Source organism: Streptomyces viridiviolaceus (genome assembly GCF_014650995.1).
GTDB lineage: Bacteria > Actinomycetota > Actinomycetes > Streptomycetales > Streptomycetaceae > Streptomyces > Streptomyces viridiviolaceus.
In genome coordinates this window covers 168,883-186,989 of the sequence record NZ_BMWA01000001.1, presented here as the reverse complement: position 1 = coordinate 186,989, position 18,107 = coordinate 168,883, and the positions used below count along the sequence as shown (strand labels likewise).

Here is an 18,107-nt window from a genome sequence, read left to right as displayed (position 1 = left end):
CGTACGAGCACAGGATGTGCTGGTGCGGGCGTCGGGCCCTCACACTGGTGCGGTGTCAGTTCGGAAGGGCAATGGTCTCCTGTCCAGGCCCGGCGGTGCGCCGAGACCTCCGTGGCGGCTTCGGCTCCTTGGCCGCGTGGGGAGCTACGGGCAGGATGCCCTCGTCGCGGAGATCGTCGATGGTGATGAGCGGCCGGTTGCTCACGGCATCCAAGAGCTGGGCCTGTCTGGGCTCGAGGGCTACGAGGAGGCCGAGCGCGTTGATGAGGTCCAGGAGGTCAAGGGTCCAGCGGGAAGGCCAGGTCGGAGGCAGAATGTCGTTCAATGGGGTCTGCCGCTCCACGTCCGGCTTGCGTTTGCGGAAGCTGAACCACTTACGGATCACCTGCACCCCGCCGATCCGGTAGTCCCACACTTCCGGCGTCACAGGACGTATGGAGCCGGTGCCCACCGTGAGGGTTTGCGTCGTCGCGTCGTAGGAGATGCTGTCCGGCAGCCCTTCGTTCTCCCCGATCGCGACGATGCATTCGGGTTGCTCTGCGGGCGGCAGCCTTGGGGTCGGTCCGGGTGGGCTGTCGTGGTGGTGAGAAGCGAAGCGCTGGCCGTATGTGTGGATCCAAACCGTACGTCTGCCCACCTCCACCACCTCCGACCACAAGGCCGAGTCGCGCGTCAGCGGGATACGGGCGCCACGTTCGGCCAGGTACGCGGCGAAGCGGCGGGTGTAGCCGCTGTGGCCGGCTATGCCCGCGATGTACGCGAAGAGGTCTTCGCCGGTCACCGTCACGCCGTGTGTCTTGGTGAGCAACTGCAGCAGTCCGGGCGTCACGTTCGGTTCCGGCAGGTGAGGGTGGCGGTAGAGGGGCGCGATGCGGCCACCTTCGGTGCCTTTGAAGTGATGAACGTCAGGGAGAAGGGCGGTGAAGCTCACCGCCGGGCCCGGGCGACTTGACTCTGTGTGCAGTTCGGACAGGTAGACCTGACGACGGTCGTTGTGGGCGAACCACAAGGCAGGCCGCGGCCGGTCGATCACTCTCCTGTCCGCAATGATGTACTGCCGGTCGAAGGTCATCCGTCCGTACCGGGCGATGACCGGCACCGTCTCCTTTTCCGCGGCGAGAGTGCCCTTCTCCTGCTGGCCGGGCAGGGGTGGTTCCAGTTTATCCGGACGGCGGTCTCTAGTGCTCTTCATCAGGGCCGCTTTGGCTTCTGCGGGAGCCTCGACAAGCCTTCGCCATCGCCTTTCCAGAACCTCCCGGCTAGGTGAGACGGGCCAACTGCGGTTGTTGGTGTTGCCGGAGCTTGTCCATGGCAGCAAGGCGTCCACCGCGGGCATGGCTGTCCACTCGGAGGCGGACGTGACGTGAAAGGGAGCCGTCCACTGTGCGGGACACAGCTGCCAACGAGTCCCGTTCCGGTGGCCCTCGAGACCGAGACCTTCCAGCCAGCCGAACTTCTCCTCGCGCGTTCCCGCCGGTACGTCGAGTCGCCACACCCGCGCCGGGTTCCTCGGGTCGGGAGATCCACGACGGACGAAGACGGCGATGCAGACCTCTCGCTTCACGTCCTGGAAGACCCGGGTGCGTGTGTCGGAGTAGGGGCCTTCGGGGGAGAGACCGATGACCCAGCCTTCGTCGGCCGCCTCGCGCAAGTAGTGGCGCATGCCGGCCGCGCCCTCACTGTCCAGGTATCCGGAGTTGGTGATGAGCGCGACGACTCCACTGGGTGCCTTGGGTGTGCCCGAAGCCGTCACCTGGTCGAAGACCTTCCAAGTGGACCACGCCCAGAAATAGACGTAGAGGTTGTCGAGGGCGTATCCGACGCGCCCGTTGTCCTCGGGATGGAAACGGGCGAGGATCGGACCTTGATCATTCGGGTTCCCGTCGGTGACCCAGCGTCCGACGCCTGACTGTTTCGCACCCCGCAGATAGGGCGGATTACCGATGACGACCATGACCTTCTCGTCTGCCTTGATCTTGTTCGCCATACGGCGGTGCCGGGCGATCGCCTCGTACATCAAGCCCAAGTGGTGCTCGACGGAGGGATCATCGAGTGTGTCGGCCACCAGAAGTCTCGGTGAGTGACGCGTGACATCAGCGTCGTGGGACTGGAAGGCGTGGTGTACACGGAGCTCGGCCACAGCGTACGGCCCCGTCTGTTTCTCCAGACCGACGAGCCGCCCCGAAAGCTCCCGGAGGAGGCCGGACTTCAGAGTCCTGCCGTACTTCAATGACAGGTCCTTGGCGACATGATCGATGATGTTGATGAGGAAGGTCCCGGTTCCCATGGCGGGGTCGACCACGGTGACGTCCTCACTCCCGTACCCGTCCTCCTGGCCGAGCCGGTCACGCAGCACCTCGTCGGTGAACCTGACCATGAAGCGGACGACCTCGCCGGGTGTGTAGTACGTCCCTGTCCGCCGTCGCAGTTCCGGGTCGTAGGCGCTCAGGAAGCCCTCGTACAAGTGGAGGTAGGCGTCTCCGGTCTCGTCCTTGAACATCTCGGGATCGACGGCGGATATGACGTCGATCAACGTGTCGATGACCCCTCGCAGATCGTCGAGGGCTTCGTCCGTCAGTACCGCCAGCGCCTTGCCCATCAAGGAGTGCCGTTTACCCAATCGGATCGCGACATCGGGAAGGGAGAGCTTGTCCAGATCGATGTGCTCCAGGCGGGCCAACAGGATGGCGAAGGTCAGCGTCTGGCTGTAATGGTCGGCGAACTCCGCCGGACGAGCATCGGGGAAGAGGAGGTCCTTCCAGTTCCCGGCCAAAATCGAGAACGCTGCGTCGGCCTCTCCATGTTCCTCGCGAGTGAGGCGCTCGGTGACCTCGTCGCGCAGCAGGGCACAGATGCCCGCGATGCGCTTGACCAGTTCGTCGATACTGTCGTGGGTGAGAGGCGCCGGCGTGAAGAAGTGCGTGAGGACACGCTCGAACCCGTCGTCCGCGACGACGACTTGCCGACTACCGCTTTTCAGGTCTCCCACCAGGCGGCCGGTAGGGCCGATTTGCACGCCGAAGCGGTAGACCGCCCAGTCGTTCCCGTCGGTGTACAGGACATTGTGGAGCGCTTTGATCTTCTCCCACTGCCTGCGGTCGTGGCTCCTCGCGGACCACTTCTGCGGATCGACCCCTCTGCCCGGCTGCTTCAGCTCCACGTGCCCGATGGTCCTCCCCCCGCAGCTGATGGCGAAGTCGGGCCGAATCCCGAGTCGCTTGACGCGGGTCTGACCGTGGGCGATCAGTCTCATGCGTTGCCGCCAGGCCATGCCGCGCAGCAGGTGCTCCACCGGTGCTGTGAGGCTCTCCTCCTTGCCGCTGACGGCTCCGGCAGGACCTTGAAACTTGGCTCTGACCTCCTGGCCGAACTGTGCGACGAGTTCGGCGACCGATCGAGTGGTGCTTTTTCCTGTCCAGGCATCCCCTCGTGACATCGGCCCCCCAAGGCGGTGCGCACGCGCGGTGATCAGACCCCTACAGATTGCCCATGGCCTCTCAACTCGTAAACACATATGACATCTACGTTGATAGCGGCAGCGGTGGAACAACTCGCAGCGAACGCCTGCTGGGTGATGTGGTACGTCGGCTGCCGGGTGGGGATGTGTGGTCGCGAGTGCGGCAGATGGTTGCCAGCCATCGACGAGCCCATCACGCGGTCCCGGCCTGCTGGTTGCCGACCGCCAAGTGGCCACGTTCATCGCGTCCAACAGACACTCACCCCTGCCCCACCGTCCGCGTCGGCGTACACGCGCTTCACCGCCATGGCGCTCCTCGGATGAGGTGCGGTGTCGGGGATCTCAAACCGCGGAGCCTCCGCTGGAGGGACGATGAAGCCCAGCGCGTTCATGGCCGCGTGAGCGCCGATTCGCGCCGTCAGCATGCCCGGGTGCCGGGGATGGCTCCCCGGGACCCGACGGCCCGGTTCGGGCGTTTGCGACGGAAGTTCCGGTGACCGGGATTTGCGTGTTCTCCACGCCACGGGCGGCGTCCTAGGGTGCGGCCGACTCACCGCGGGCCGGGGACGTCGGTTCCCGTCGGACGAGCGGGATGAAGCGGGACCGTGCACGCGCGCGTCCCCCTACGTCCCGGCAAAAAACGGAGGAATGGTGATCACGCGATGTCGTTGACCGGGCAGCGGCCGCGCCGGCCGATGGACGGTACAGCGAGTGCGACGTCCTCGTCGTCGGCTCCGGGGCCGGTGCCTTCACGGGAGCCCTGGTCGTGGCCCGCAGCGGCGCCTGACCTCAGCCTGCCGGAGTCCTTCCACAGCTGCGGCGAGTTCCTCCGCGACACCTCACTCACCGACCCGTGCCTTGCCCCAATCAGCGACGGACCCTACTACGCGGCGCCGCCCGTGCCATGACGGGCGACGGTACGCCGACGGCCGGCAACGGCTGAGTGCACGTCACTTCTCCTGCCTGTGGTGCGCCGGCCCTCAGAGCCCGCGCACGGCAGGCACAGAAACCAGGACCGCACCGACAAGGAGCGCAGAAGAGATGACGACGACACAGATGACCGGCCACCCCGCGGGCGGATGGGACATCGAGGCCGATGTGGTCGTGCTGGGCTTCGGCGCGGCCGGCTGCGCGGCCGCCATCGAGGCGCACGACGCCGGCGCGTCGGTGATCGTGCTGGAGAAGATGGAGGAGGGCCTGGAAGGTGGCAACACCCGGGTCTCCGGCGGCATCTGGTTCGACAACCGGGACCCGGAGCGGGCCGCCGTCTATCTGCGCAGTCTGTGCGGGGACAACCCGCTGCCGGAGCCCGTCGTGACGGTCTGGGCGGAGGAGACGTACCGCAACACCGCCTGGCTGGAGGGCCTCGGAGCGAAGATTGGCAGCCACGGCGCGTACCCGCCGGAGTACCCCGAGCTGGAGGGCAGCGATGCCTTCGGCGGCTACCTCGGCGTCGAGGGCCGGATGGGCGATGGACTGCTCTACGACGTGCTCACCAGGGCCGTGCGCGCACGCGGCATCGAGGTGAGGCTCGCCACCCCGGCCCGCGAGCTGATGCAGGACACCGCCACCGGCGCCGTCCACGGCGTGCTGGCCACCGGCCCGGACAGCAGCCCGCTGCGGATCCGCGCCCGGCGCGGTGTCGTGCTCGCCACCGGCGGATTCGAGGCCGACCAGCAGATGGTCCGCGACTACCTGCGCCTGCCCGACTCGGTCGTCTGGGGCACGCCCGCGGCGACCGGCGACGGCCATCGGATGGCCATGAAGGCCGGCGCCGACCTGTGGCACATGGACAACATGATGACCGTCACCGGCATGCGCGCCCCTGGTTTCCGGAGCGGCTTCTACACCCCGTTCTTCCTCGGGAAGAACTTCCTCTACATCGGCAAGGACGGCACCCGCCTCGCCGACGAACAGCCCCAGGTCGGCCACGGCCAGGCCGTGCTGCACGGCAACTACGAGCTGTTCCCGGTCCGCCCGATGCACGTCATCTTCGACGAGAACGCCCGGCTGGCCGGACCTGTCTCACCCGGCCGGGACATGCTCCCGGTCGGCTGGAACCTACTCGTCGAAGGCTACGAGTGGAGCGCCGACAACAGTGCCGAGATCGAGAAGGGCTGGATTCACCGGGCCGACACCCTGGAGGATCTCGCAGGCATCCTCGGCCTCGACCCGCATGCCCTCCTCGCCACGGTGCAGCGCTGGAACGCCGCCTGTGCGGCAGGTGTGGACGACCAGTTCGGCCGCGACCCACAGACTCTCGCACCGCTCGACCGGGCGCCCTACTACGCCTTCAGCTGGGGCCCGATGGTCGCGTGGAGCAACGGCGGCCCGCGACGCGACGAGCGGGCCCGGGTGCTCGACCCGTTCGGTGCCGTGATCCCCGGCCTGCTTGCGGCGGGCAATGTCAGTTCCACCTACAGCTGGGCCAAGGACGGCGGCATGCACATCGCCGACGCCCTCGCTTTCGGCCGGGTCGCCGGCCGCACCGCCGCCGCGGGCGAATAGTCCCTCGGTGAGGGCCGGTGGCCGTCTCCGCGATAACCACGCCTCGCATGACACGCAGGCCACCTACGCCTACGCAGTCGTCGCAGCGCTACGCGTTGTCGACGCCCGCATCGCCGACTACGACCGGATAGACCGCCGAAGGCCGTCGGATCTACATCGCCTTGCAGGCGGCGCCCAGGACGTTCCGGACATCGAGGGCCGCCGGTTGGGGACGGTGACAGGTCGGGCCGACAGCGGCGTTCATACCCTCCGGATGAACACAGGAGGCGTTCGGAGCCGCGGCCTTACCAGCGAGAGCGCCTGGACGGCCCGGGGATCTCCTCGGGCCCCTTGGCGTCACATCGCGCCAGAGCCTCAGTGTCTGGGCCGGTCGTTCTACAGACCCATGACCACCACGCGGTCGCCGCACAGCTTGCGCAGATCGTCCTCGTCGGAGGTGAAGACGGTGACCGGTCCCGGCTGTCGCAGGGCGAGGGCCGCGTCGATGGCGTACTTGGGCCCGTGCAGACCGGCTTCCTTGAGGAGACCGATGGCCTCATTGGCGATCTCCTCGGTCACCGGCTCGACGTGGATACGGGAGCGTGCCCAGCACCACGTCGAGGTACGTCCGCACGTCGTACGCCTCGATCAGTGTCATGGAGGTGGTCATGACACGAATGCCGAGCCGGTGGGCGTCCTTGACCCGGATGCCCGTGCGGCGCTCGCCTCGCACCCAGCGCGACAGGCCGTCGCAGTCCAGGAGGTAGACGGTGCCTCCCCTCACGCTGCAGTCCCCCGCTGCTGTTCAGGCACAGGCTCGACCGGCTCACCGGCGGCCACTCGCCGGGCACGAGCCCCTCGCCGTACTCCTTCTCCCACCAGGCGACCGCTTCCCCGAGACGGTCCTGCTCCCGCCGGCGCTCTATGGCCTGCGTGACATAGCGGCTGAACCCGCCGGGACCCACCTCGGCGCGAATGGCCTCAGCCAGCTCTTCTGGAAGAGTGACGGTGTACTTCTTGGTTGCCATACCAATGACCATGCCGGTGGCTACGTGGGGTGACCAGCCGGTGCTGGAACGACTCACGCGTAGTGGGTGTCGAGTGTCCGGTGCGATGGGGAGGGTCGGACGGGGAAGGTAACTGGTTCCAGGAGTGGGAGACTGGCGTCGAGCTTTGCGTGAGCCCGTACGCTGGGTCAGCGACCGAATACGTTCGGTGGACTGTACCAATTGGGTTTGGCCCTCTGGGTGTTCTCGATCAGGGACTGATGGTCGCGATTCGTGGCCTTCGCAGCGGAGGCATGACAGTGGCGTGTCACCGTGGCGGGCGCTGAGGTGCCCGACGCCTGACACATGGAACTCCAGCTCCTATGCCTCCGTGCGGTTCGCGGACGACGCGTATGCGGCAAACGCGCGGGCCTGCTCCGCCTTGCGGATGCGGCTGAGTTCGATCGGAAACGAAGAGTAGGGGCGGCCCAAGTACTTCAGGATGTCCCCGAAGTACGGGACAGGCAGGTTCCCCGAGGAAACCACGAGGGACGACAGCAGTACGCCGTCAGGACCAGCGGCGCGATCCACGTCGATCAGGATTGATGCACGTGTCGGGTCGCGGAGAGCTTCCGGCCTGATACCTGCCGCTGATGCCAGCGTCTGCCAGCTGACCCTCATCCGGCGCTCCGCCGCCGAGACAAGTGCCCTGCGCACAGCCTTCACCACGGTCTTTCTCTTGATGCCCAGATTGGCCCAGAGGCCGTGGTCGTCCCTGAAAGGAGAAGGGGGATTCTTCGAGGCGGATGCCGCCTTGGCCACCAGAGCGTACGCACGGTCACGCTCTGCCGGCCACGCTGTTTCGGGGGAACGTGGGGTGGAGCCGGATGTCCAGCCGAGTTCCTTGAGAACTTCACCGAAGAACGGGGCTGGTCCGGTCGCCTGACCGTCCAGCTTCACCAGAGACGACAGGACGGGACGCTTGCTGCTGTACGACCCGTCCACCGCCACAAGGAGCCGGACACGGGCGCTGGGGGTGATATCGGCTGAGCGGGCGCCCGTCAGTTTCACCAAGGTCGACCAGTTGATGAGGGTGCGTCGGAACGCGACGCGTCCCAGTTCCGTGCGGAACCGGCTGATCAGGTCGCTGTCGACCGGCGCGGTGCCCCCGGTGGAAGCGGTGTTCTTGGACGGCGTTTCCCCGCGCACCAGGTCGTACGCGGTTTTCCGCTGGCGTTCCCAGATGTCGCGAACCTTTTCCGGAGAGAGGTCGGCACTCCAGCCGAGACCGGCCAGGACTTCATGGAAGTGGGCCGCAGGCCCCGGCTCTTGATGAGCCAGTCTCACCAAAGAGGAGAGCACCGGCTTGTCGCTCGACCGGGGATGGTCGACTGCCACGAGGAGACGCACCCGGTCCTGCGGGGTGAAGTCTCCGGGCGCGTATCCCTTGTAGCGGAGGAGAGTTTCCCAGTTGATGACACCGCGCGAGTGAGCGGTCTGCATGAGCTTGTGGCGCAGGAACTTCACCAGCGCCTCGTCCTTGGCAGGTGCGGTCTCTTCCGGGGCTGGCGCTGTCCGGGGTTCGGGCGCGGGACGCAGGTCCGGCCAGCGCGGATCACTCTGCGTGGGGAGAGGGGAGAAGCCGGCGGCCTCGATGAGCCAGCTCGGCCGGTCGGTGCCGGCGTCGGGCAGGGGGATGAGGTGGGCGGTGCTCTCAATGACGTTGAGTCGGTGAGGGGAGGGTGGCACGGAATGGACCGGCAGCGCGATCCGCATACGGGTCATCACTGACCCGGCGGGCTGGACGTCCGCGTCGTAAACGCGGCGTGCCGTGACGGTCTGTTCCTCGGTGGGGACAGCCGCGGTGAAAGCGAGTCGACCGGGGGCGATGGGGAAGGCGAGCTCGGTCGTCGTATCCGTGCCCGCGTCCGCTTCTGCGGCCGTGGACGGCTCGTCGGGGAGGTGTGGAGTGACGATCCCCTCGTCCGTCAGGTGGCACTCGTCCAGAGTGGTCAGCTTGACGCCGTGGTCAGGGCCCTGAGTGCCGACGTAGACCTTGCGTGTCCCACCCTCGGTGCGACAGGTGAAGCGGATGGCATGTCCCTCGACCTTCACTTCGTTGTGCGTGATTCCGCTGCTCGGCCCGTAGACCCACTGGACGCGCACGTTGCCTGCGGCGAGCTGAGCGCGGGTCGCCTCCCATCGTTTGAGAGACATGCGGTCCATCTGCACCCGAATGAGCCGTGTGCCGTCACCGAAGCGGACTTCCACGGCTCCGCCCGGCCCCGAACCGAGGTCCGGGTACGACACCCTGACCATCTGGTGTCCCTGTCGGCGCAGCCAGTGCTGGAGCGCCTGACCGATGTAGAGGTGGTCGGCGCTGTCCTCGCCGGTCTGCGTACGGCGGCAGTGCACGGGCGGCCGGTGGGCGAAGTGGCACTTCTTGTGCAGGTACCGCTTCGCGGTGAGCTTCTTGCCACAACCGCCCAGCAGGGTGCCGCAGTAGAAGTCGTCACGACTGCGGCCGAGCATGAACCGGTCGAAGTCGTCATGGTCGAACGGCAGGAAGGCGGGCAAGTCGGAATCGGGCTGGCCTATGACTGCGGTCTGGACCTTACGGGTGTCTTCCTCGTAAGGAGGCATCGGGTCTCCGGGCAGGGGTGTGGTGCAGTGGGGCAATTGCCGACCCTGTCGGGTCCTCAGGAAGAACTTCAGTGAGGGGCGCAGCGACAGGGCCGGCTGGGGGTACAGGTCAGGAGGAGCGCCAGCGGTTGCGTGTCGTCAGACCCGGGGCTGCAGACCATAGGGGTTCCCGCCTTGGTCACGCCGGTGGCACCGGGCTGGGAGCAGAAGGATCCGGGGTGCACGTGCCGGCGTCGCTGCCGCCCTCGGACTCAGCCTTCCTCGGGGCGGCGTTGCTCCTCCCCGCGCCGACGGCGCGCTCGCTCGGCGATCCCGCTGGAGATCTTGCCCTTTACCGAGCTGGCCCGGTCGAGGGTCTCGTTGCCGAGGCTTCTGGCGGAACTGACGCCCTTCGCTCCTGTCTCGAGTGCCTTGTCCTTCACCTCCGCCGCCGCTTCCACCCATCGTCTCGCCTCCGATGACTGGCGACCGGACTCGATCCCGAGCCGCGCGTGGAAGTCATGGACACCGGTCACGACATGGTTGCTCGACTGGACCACAACCGGGGACTTGGTCGGGTGCAGCAACACCTTCGCGTTGGCCGCGTCGGCAGCCGAGTTCATCCGGGCCATCAGACGCTCGGTGCTTCGTGAGATGAGATTCAGCCGGTTCTGTCGGGCGGCCCGAAGCCCGAGGCGATGTTGGTCCAGCTGATCCGGATTCGCGTCCAGCACCCGGTCGAGTTCGAGCACCGCGATCGCGTCCTGCAGTTGGAAGCAGCGAGCCAGAACAGCGAGCCACTCTCGAACCTTGGGCTCAACTTCCTTGACCGTCGTCGCGAGATCACCGATCTTGGGCTTGCCTTCCAACTTCTCCGCGAGGGCATTGAGTTGACGCAATGCGTACGCCTGAGTTTCCGCGATCGTCGTCGGCGCGGTCTGCACCTTCGACCACGTGACATCGGAGACTCGGCCCACCTGCTCTCGGATGGTCATGGTCTCCTCGATCACGAGGTCCATTCCGATCATGCGGGACAACACAGCGTCCTTCTGGGCGCGGAGCACGTCGTCGACCTTCTCGTCGATCGTGGCGAGGTAGTCGGTGATCTCGTCCATGGTCTGCTGCATCGAGCGCTGTGCCATGAGCCCTGCGACACCAGCCAGACGCGCGGGGTTGGTCAGGAACGAGCCAGCCCCCTTCTCGATCTGGAGCCAATTCTTGATCGAGCCAGGTTTTCCTATCATCGCATGGCTGACGCCTGGCGTCTTGCTTTCCATCAGCCCGAACTTCTTGACGCGTTCCGCAGACTCCTTGGTCAGCTTCACCCAGCGACCGGAGTTGGCGGCGATATCCGAACCCGCCTGCGCGACTGCGGCCCCGGTACCGAAGATGGACTTGAGCCGTTGCGCTCCGAGGTCCTTCGACGGCAGTCCCTCCGAGGCGAGGAAGCGTTCGACGTCCGTCGCATTCCCGATGACCGCCAATCCGTCACCGTCACTGATCAGCTGAATCTCGTTGTCCATTGCCCACTCCTGAAGTGGATTCTTGCAGTTGAGGGTGGTCGGGGTGCCTGCGGCGATCGCCGGGCGGTCAGGCGGGGTGCCGGGGGCCGTGGCCCGGGGGTGGGGTGAGGGTGGAGGTGTAGTTGTCGCCGTCCACCAAGGGGTTCTCCAGGCTGACGCCGGCTGCGGCCATGCGGTCGTACTCGGCGAGGATCAGATCCTTGGTGTGGTACGTGCCGTACTTGGCCTCGTCCTTGCGCTTGACGATGGAGAAGGTGTTGAGGATGCAGTTCACGTCTTGACGGGCGATCCCGTACAGGTGGAAGAAGAGCGCGTCCAGCTCGGCTCTCATCACCTGGCGGCGCATGTCATCCCAGCGGAAGGCGGTTCCAGTGTCCCCAAGGTCGGAGGCAAAACCCGACAGGTCGTTGGCTGTGTAGCAAAGCTCTAGAACGCGAGTCGAGATCCAGGTGTCCCACTTTTTAGTCTCTTGTGCCCCCGGGTTGAATGGAACGATCGGTTGTTGATAGGTCAGGTAGTCGGAAAGGTGAGTCCCGGCCAGTCTTTGGCGGTAGCTATAGTTGAAGGCGAAAGAGTTGAAATTCGCGATGATGCGAACAGCTTCTGTCGGATCGGTGACGATCAAGCGCACCGTGTAGTCAGTGGCCGCCTTGGGGAGCACGGTCGCGATCATGGTGTGTTCATCGGTGCTTCGGGCGATGTCACGAAAAGCCGGAACCCAGTCCGTGAAGCCCAAGTCGGCATGGATGGATTCCAGGGTGCCGCGTTCCATCTCGTAACGACTATCTACGTGCGTCATTGCCGAGTAATGGTCGAGAGGCTGCGTTTCGCCGTTGACGTACGTTGCGTAGCGGTGATCGTAAGCATGGAAGAGCTTTGCTTCATAGACTCGATACCAGTCGCTGCAATCGCGATGTCCTCTTTCTCGCAGAAATCCCTGTGTGGTAGCGCGGGCCAAGTCGCTCAACTCGCCAAGCCTTGTTACTCGGCGTGTTGTTCCTCCGCCTTCGATCAGACGATATGCAACTCCTGATCTCTGCATGCGCAGAGCTAGTTCTGCATCACGCCGCGAGCGGAAGACCGGGCATGTTGACGTGTTCGGGTTGAGGAGGGTGATCTCCTCCGGAGTGAGGGTGAACGTCTTCTCCGCGTTGTCCAGTTCTGTCGGGTAGTGAAGAAAGAAGGCGAACCGTGCGGCTGCTTCGCGCAGGGCGCGGCCGGTAAGGGACAGGATGCTGAACTTGAACGAGCGGTGAACATCAGGAAATAGTGGTGCCGCGTTCTCGAAGTCGTACAGTGCCGCAATCGACGATTTCTGTACCAGTTCCTTGAAGAAGAACTGCGTCGTTGCATCAGTCGCAATTCCAGTTGGCACAATGACGCCCATGCGGCCGTATGGTCCGGTCATGATGCGGTCGGTCTCAGCAAATACAGCGTAGGTGTTGATATCGCCCCGCCCGGTTAGCGGGTAGCGCAGTGACATGCGCAGGAACTGGCTCTCGCCGTCGGCTTGGCGCTTGGCGGCGGTGAACTCGGCGAAGAGATCGGGGTTCGTTTCCGGCAGGGCCGCGATGAGACGCTTGCGGGTTGCGGCGTTCGGTGCGTTGGCGATGGCCGGGTCCCGTTGAGCGAAGAACTCTTGTTCCTGAAGCTTGATCCGCTCCCAAGGAGGATTACCCAGAACGCAGGAAAAGCCTCCAGTCCACCCCACGGAGGGATCGCTGTCACCGTCGTCCGCAACATCGGAGACGGTGAAGACTTCCGGAAACTCCAGGTGCCAGTGGAAGAACTTGTACTGCTGGGCGAGCCGGATGATCTCGTCGTTCGTGCTCACCGGAATGCCCGCGCCCGCGCTCTGGAGGTCGCGGAAGACACCCTCGGTGACCGGCGTCGGCGCGCCCTGGACCTTGGGCCAGACGAAGGCGGCGCACCAGGCGTCGCTGATGTGCAGGGCGCGGAGGTAGTCCGCCGACTGCTCCAGGTCACGGAAACGGCTGGACTGGAGGCGGACGTCGCGCAGGGTGTCGGCCGTGGTCGCGGTGATCTCGCGCAGGCTGGCCGCGAAGGCCGTGTTGGACACCCAGATGCGTTCCTCCGTGTGGAAGCTCAGTTGGCCGCCGCGCTCCGCCGCGTTCCGCTTCCTGATGGCCGTCGCGATCTTCTTGTCGTCGCCCTCGATCGGCTTGAAGGCGTCGTCCGGGATGCCCTTGGCCAGCAGCGCCGGCGTGGCCCCGATCAGCGCGTTGCCGTGCTTGATGTGGGCGTCCAGGAAGCCCAGCGGCTTGCCCGGCTCCAGGGCCTCCAGCCACAGTGACACCTTGGCCAGCTCGACCGCCATCGGGTTGAGGTCCACGCCGTAGATGCACCGCGCGACCACCTCGTGCAGCGCGTGCCGCACCGCGTCGATCGTCGGCTCGGGGTTCTGCTCCCTTACTGCAGCCACGCGCTTCGCGATCCGTCGCGCCGCAGCAACCAGGAAGTGGCCGGATCCGCACGCCGGGTCGCAGACCGTCAGGTTCAGCAGCTCCTCGACGATGGCCGGGCCCGGGTCGGGCTGGCCCGAGCGCGTCGCGCGGATCTCGCCGCGCTTCACCGCGTCGTCGATCACCGGGTCCAGCGCCGAGTCCAGCAGGCATTCGATCAGCGAGGACGGGGTGTAGTAGGAGCCCGTCGTCTTCCTCGCGTTGCCCGCCAGCTCGACGAGTTCGAAGGTGCGCTCGGTTGCGTCGTGCTTTGGGACCAGCTCCAGCAGGGACTCGTAGATGGAGCCCAGCTCCTCGGCGTCCAGGTGCCGGTAGTCCACCACTCGGTTCCGCTTGCTGCCGCTGTCCCGGACGATCGACAGCGCGCGCACCGCCTCCAGCAGCGGCTCGTTCGACAGGGACAGGTCGTGCAGGAGCTTGTCCGCCTCCGTGTCGTCGAAGATGCCGCCCAGGCCGGGCAGGCCCAGCTCCGGGAGACCGTCGTCGTTGCCCAGACCCGACAGCACGAAGCGCAGGGCCTGGTACAGGTCGCCGTGGGCCGTACCACGACGCCGCTGGGCGTGCCGGCGGAGGCGGGCCGAGGAGAAGTACGTGGTGTACCGCTCCTTCGCCGTCTCGTCCGCAGACGGGGACAGCAGCACCTCCCGGTCCTCGGCGACGAAGAGGAAGAGCAGGCGGTAGACCAGGCGCAGGAGCGCGTAGTGGAAGGTCTTGACCTCCAGGGTCTCGCGCAGCTCCCGGTTGTCCGGGTGCTTCAGGAAGCCCGTGCCCAGGGTCGTGATCGCCCGCTGGACGCCCTTGCGGAGCTGGTCCAGGGCACGCGTGCCCTGCGCGATCGCCTCCGTGCGCCACTTCTCCAGCCAGCACGTCGACGGCGCCGCGTCCTCCGCGACCTCGAAGCGGGACACGTGCAGCAGCCGGTACAGCAGCACGAACTCGCTGAACAGCTCACCGTCGAAGATGGCCTCGAGGTCGAACTCGACGTACGACGCCGTGGCCAGCGCGCTGGAGTCGCGCAGCAGACGTATCTGACGGCCGTTCGTCAGGACGCCCCACAGGTGGGCCTCCGTCCGGTTCAGGCACTCCTGGAGCATCGACTGCGGCGGCACCGTGCCCGCGCCGCCCGGACGCTTGTCCAGGTTGGCGTTCCACGGCGTCTGGTGGATGAGCGCGTGCTGCCAGCGGTGCGAGACCTCGAACCGCTTCTCCGCGTCCGAGTCGGCCTGAACGCCCTCCGTGCCGATGGGCGTCAGACGGCCGAAGCCCAGCTCCCGCCACAGCGGCGCGAGCCAGTCGGCACCGGCGCGGCCCGTGGGGTCCGTCGCGGGCAGGCCCGTCTCCCGGTCCTCGGGCAGGTGCTTGCGCAGCTCGCGCCAGAGCGGCTTCAGGTACTCCCAGCTGCGCTCCGCCTCGTCGCGGACCGAGCGGGACGACGGCAGGCCATAGTCCGCGGGCTTCGAGCCGGGGACGTCCTTGCCTTCGGAGATGCGCAGCAGCATGTCGGCCGGCAGCAGACCTCCGACCGTGTGGACGGCGGTGAACACCTGGTGGCGAGTCGTGGCGGACATCAGGCGGACGCTCCAGAAGCAGCAGCAGGGACAGCGGTGGGGGCGGCGGAGGGGGCAGCAGGGTCGGCGGGCAGGTAGAGGTACGCGCCCAGGACGTCGGCCGGCTTCTGGGCCGTCACCGACAGACCCCGGACGATCTCGCCGGACGCCTGGCGCACCCTGCGGTGCGAGGTGTCCAGCTCGGCGGCCAGGTCGTCGCCGTACGACTCCAGGTGGGCGTTCGTCTCGGGGAGCTGGGCGAGGATGCGCTTGATCATGCGCTCGCCGAAGTGCGGGTCGGTGTTCTGGGACGCCGTCGCCTCCAGCAGCGCCGCCGCACGCTCCGGCGACAGCCACACCGCGTTCTTCGGGGAACCCTCGAACGCCAGCAGTCGCGCGTCCTCGGCGACCAGCTGCTTCTCGCCGCTCCGCGACGGCAGGGTCAGATGGAACCGGTACCGGACCAGCAGCAGCGTCGTGCCCGTCGTCACCGCGTCCGTCGTGATGACCCCGCAGCGGCGCGCCGGGCGGGCGCCGTCCGCCTGCGTGTCCAGGGCCGCGTTCAGCACATGCGACGCCAGCGCACCCACCACCGGGTCCGTGCGCACCAGCGCCGCCTCACCACGCGCCACCGCCGGATCGTCCCGGAACGGGATCGGGCGGTCTCGCTCGATCACCTCGGCGCCCACGACCGTGGCGAGGGCGTCCCGCAGGCCCGCGGGCGTGCCGCCCACCTGGGCGGTGAAGTCCTCCGCCTCGTCCGCGCCGCGCAGCACCGCGCCCAGCGCGCCCAGGGACTCCCGTACGAACGTCTTGACCTCGCCCGTGCCGCCCAGCGCCTCCCGGATCGCGGCGACCTCGCGGGCCACCTCCTCCGGGTGGATCGAGCGCTGCGCGAACCGGGAGCGGGAGGCCTTCTCGCGCTCGGCCGCCGAGTTCCAGTCGCTGTCCAGCTTCGCCGTGCTCACCTTGAACGCGTCCGCACTGAACAGCGCGCCGTCGTCCTCCCGGCCGCGCATCAGCAGCCACTCGACGATCGCGTCCGTCACGCCGGTCGACAGCTCGTCGGGAACGGACACCGAGATGCCGAGGTCCTTCTTGATCTGGCGGTGCTTCTTGATGAGGACCTCGAGGACCTTGCCGTCGATGCCGTTGTCCTCGCCGTACAGGGTGATGACGCGGACCTCGTCCCGCTTCTGCCCGTACCGGTCGACGCGGCCCTCGCGCTGGTCGTGGCGGGTGGGGTTCCACGCCAGGTCGTAGTGGATCACGGCGTCGAAGTGGTGCTGGAGGTTCACGCCCTCCGACAGGCAGTCGGTGGCGATCAGCACGCGGCGCGCGGCGGCGTCCTCGCCGGCCTCGGCGGCCAGCGCCTCGATGTTGTCGATGCGCTGCTGCGGCGAGAGTTCGCCGGTGACCGCCTTGACGACCGTCTTCGCGCCCAGCGGGCCGCGCTTCTTCGTCTCGGGGTCGTTCGCCAGCTGATCGGCCAGGTACTTGGCCGTGGGGATGTAGCGGCAGAAGACGATGGGGTTGTAGCCGTCGGCGAGCAGCGCCTTGAGGTGCTTGATCAGGGCCTTCAGCTTGAGGTCCTGTGCCGGGCCCTCCAGTTCCGCCGCCCGGTCGGCGAGTTCGGCCAGCCGCGAGCGCGGATCGTCCTCAGCGATCTCGGCTCCCGGCGCGACGTCCATGCCTTCCATAGAGTCGCTGTCGGCCGCGTCGCTGTTGAGCGGGGCGCCCAGCTTGTCGGCCTCCTCCGCCGACGACGCGACCGCCGCGGCCGAACGCGTCCGCAGGGTCTGCGCCGCCGCCCGGGGTGAGGACACCAGCGAGCGCAGCAGCGCGATCGCCGACCACCACGCTATTCGGGCCTCCCGGCGGCCCCGGCTGTCCGCCTCCTCGACGCGCTCGCTCGCGTAGGCGATCGCGTCGTCCAGCAGGGCCCGGTACTCCGGGGACAGCTTGTACGTCTCGTCCTTGAAGTAGCGGTCCGAGGGGAACGCGGTGCGCTCGGCGAGCGAGTCGTCGGCGAGGCCGTCCTCTTTGGTGAGGTACTGGCGTACGTCCGCGCGCTTGCGGGCCACGAAGTGCTGGGCCAGCAGCTTCCTGCCCGCCGCCGACTCCAGGTCCACGTGAGCCAGTTCGGGCTTGACCAGGCCCAGCAGGTTGCGGAACGCGGACTCCTTGCCGCTGTGCGGGGTCGCCGTCACCAGCAGCAGGTGCCGGTTCGCGTCCTCGGCGACGCGGCGCAGCAGCTCGTAGCGGAGCTGGTTCTGCGAGCCGGCCGTCGCGTCGTCGGCGGCCACGCACGTGTGCGCCTCGTCGACGATCACCAGGTCGGGGCAGTGCCGTACGAAGTCGTCGCGGTGGCGCGGGGACTTGATGAAGTCCGTGGAGACGATGACGTTCGGGTAGCGGTCGAAGAGGGACTGGCCCAGATCCAGTCCGCGCTCCAGGCGGGTGACCGTCGACGCCAGCACCAGCTCCGCGTCGATGCCGAACTTGCTGCGCAGCTCCTGCTGCCACTGCTCCGCCAGCGCGGGGGAGCACAGCACCGCCAGGCCCGAGGCCTCGCCCTGTGCGAGCAGTTCGCCCGCGATCAGGCCCGACTCGACGGTCTTGCCAATGCCGACGTCGTCGGAGATCAGCATGCGGACCGTCTTCTGACGCAACGCCATCAGGAGGGGGACGAGCTGGTAGGCGCGCGGTTCCACCGCGATGCCGGCGAGCGAGCGGAACGGGCCCGCGCCCGAGCGGAAGCCGACCCGCAGGGCCGTGCGCAGCAGGCCGGCCGCCCGCTGGTCGCCCAGGTCGCTCGGCTCCGGCGCGGCGAAACGGGCCTCCTCGACCGTCTCGAACGCCGGGAAAACGGCGGCGATGTCGTCGTCCGAGCCGCCGAGCGGCCTGAGGACGAGCAGGTCGGGCTTGCTCTCGGGGAGCACCACCCATTCGCGGCCGCGGGCCTTCACCAGGGAGCCGGCGGAGTACGTCAGTGCCATGTG

The 18,107-nt window shown here is 67.2% G+C and carries 6 protein-coding genes and 1 pseudogene; 1 reads left to right on the top strand and 6 read right to left on the bottom strand.

Translation table 11 applies throughout. The features are described from left to right. Nucleotides 1-55 precede the first annotated feature (55 nt). Nucleotides 56-3,160 (bottom strand): type ISP restriction/modification enzyme, encoded by a 3,105-nt coding sequence (locus IE260_RS00710; protein ID WP_189868424.1) that lies wholly within the window; start codon nt 3,158-3,160, stop codon nt 56-58. A 1,338-nt stretch (nt 3,161-4,498) separates the two neighbouring features. Between IE260_RS00710 and IE260_RS00705 the strand changes: the two genes are divergently transcribed. Further along, a complete protein-coding gene (locus IE260_RS00705; protein ID WP_229880276.1) occupies nt 4,499-5,965 on the top strand; it encodes an FAD-dependent oxidoreductase in 1,467 nt (488 codons plus the stop codon). A gap of 375 nt (nt 5,966-6,340) precedes the next feature. Here the strand turns inward: IE260_RS00705 and IE260_RS00700 are convergent. The 5 genes and pseudogenes from IE260_RS00700 to IE260_RS00680 all read right to left on the bottom strand — a co-directional run bounded on the left by IE260_RS00700 (nt 6,341) and on the right by IE260_RS00680 (nt 18,104). Continuing rightward, nucleotides 6,341-6,728 (bottom strand): annotated as a pseudogene (locus IE260_RS00700) (hypothetical protein). Nucleotides 6,729-7,311: 583 nt separating this feature from the next. Beyond that, entirely contained in the window at nt 7,312-9,573 is a 2,262-nt protein-coding gene (locus IE260_RS00695; protein WP_189868423.1) for a competence protein CoiA family protein, read from the bottom strand. 251 nt (nt 9,574-9,824) lie between these two features. Further along, nucleotides 9,825-11,075: a hypothetical protein gene (locus tag IE260_RS00690; RefSeq protein WP_189868422.1), complete on the bottom strand. Its 1,251-nt coding sequence runs from the start codon at nt 11,073-11,075 to the stop codon at nt 9,825-9,827. A gap of 67 nt (nt 11,076-11,142) precedes the next feature. Beyond that, on the bottom strand, nt 11,143-15,126 hold the full coding sequence (locus tag IE260_RS00685) for an Eco57I restriction-modification methylase domain-containing protein (RefSeq protein ID WP_189868421.1): 3,984 nt from the start codon (nt 15,124-15,126) through the stop codon (nt 11,143-11,145). Next, a complete protein-coding gene (locus IE260_RS00680) occupies nt 15,126-18,104 on the bottom strand; it encodes a DUF8741 domain-containing protein (protein ID WP_189868420.1) in 2,979 nt (992 codons plus the stop codon). The genes IE260_RS00685 and IE260_RS00680 overlap by 1 nt, the downstream gene beginning before the upstream one ends. Nucleotides 18,105-18,107 lie beyond the last annotated feature (3 nt).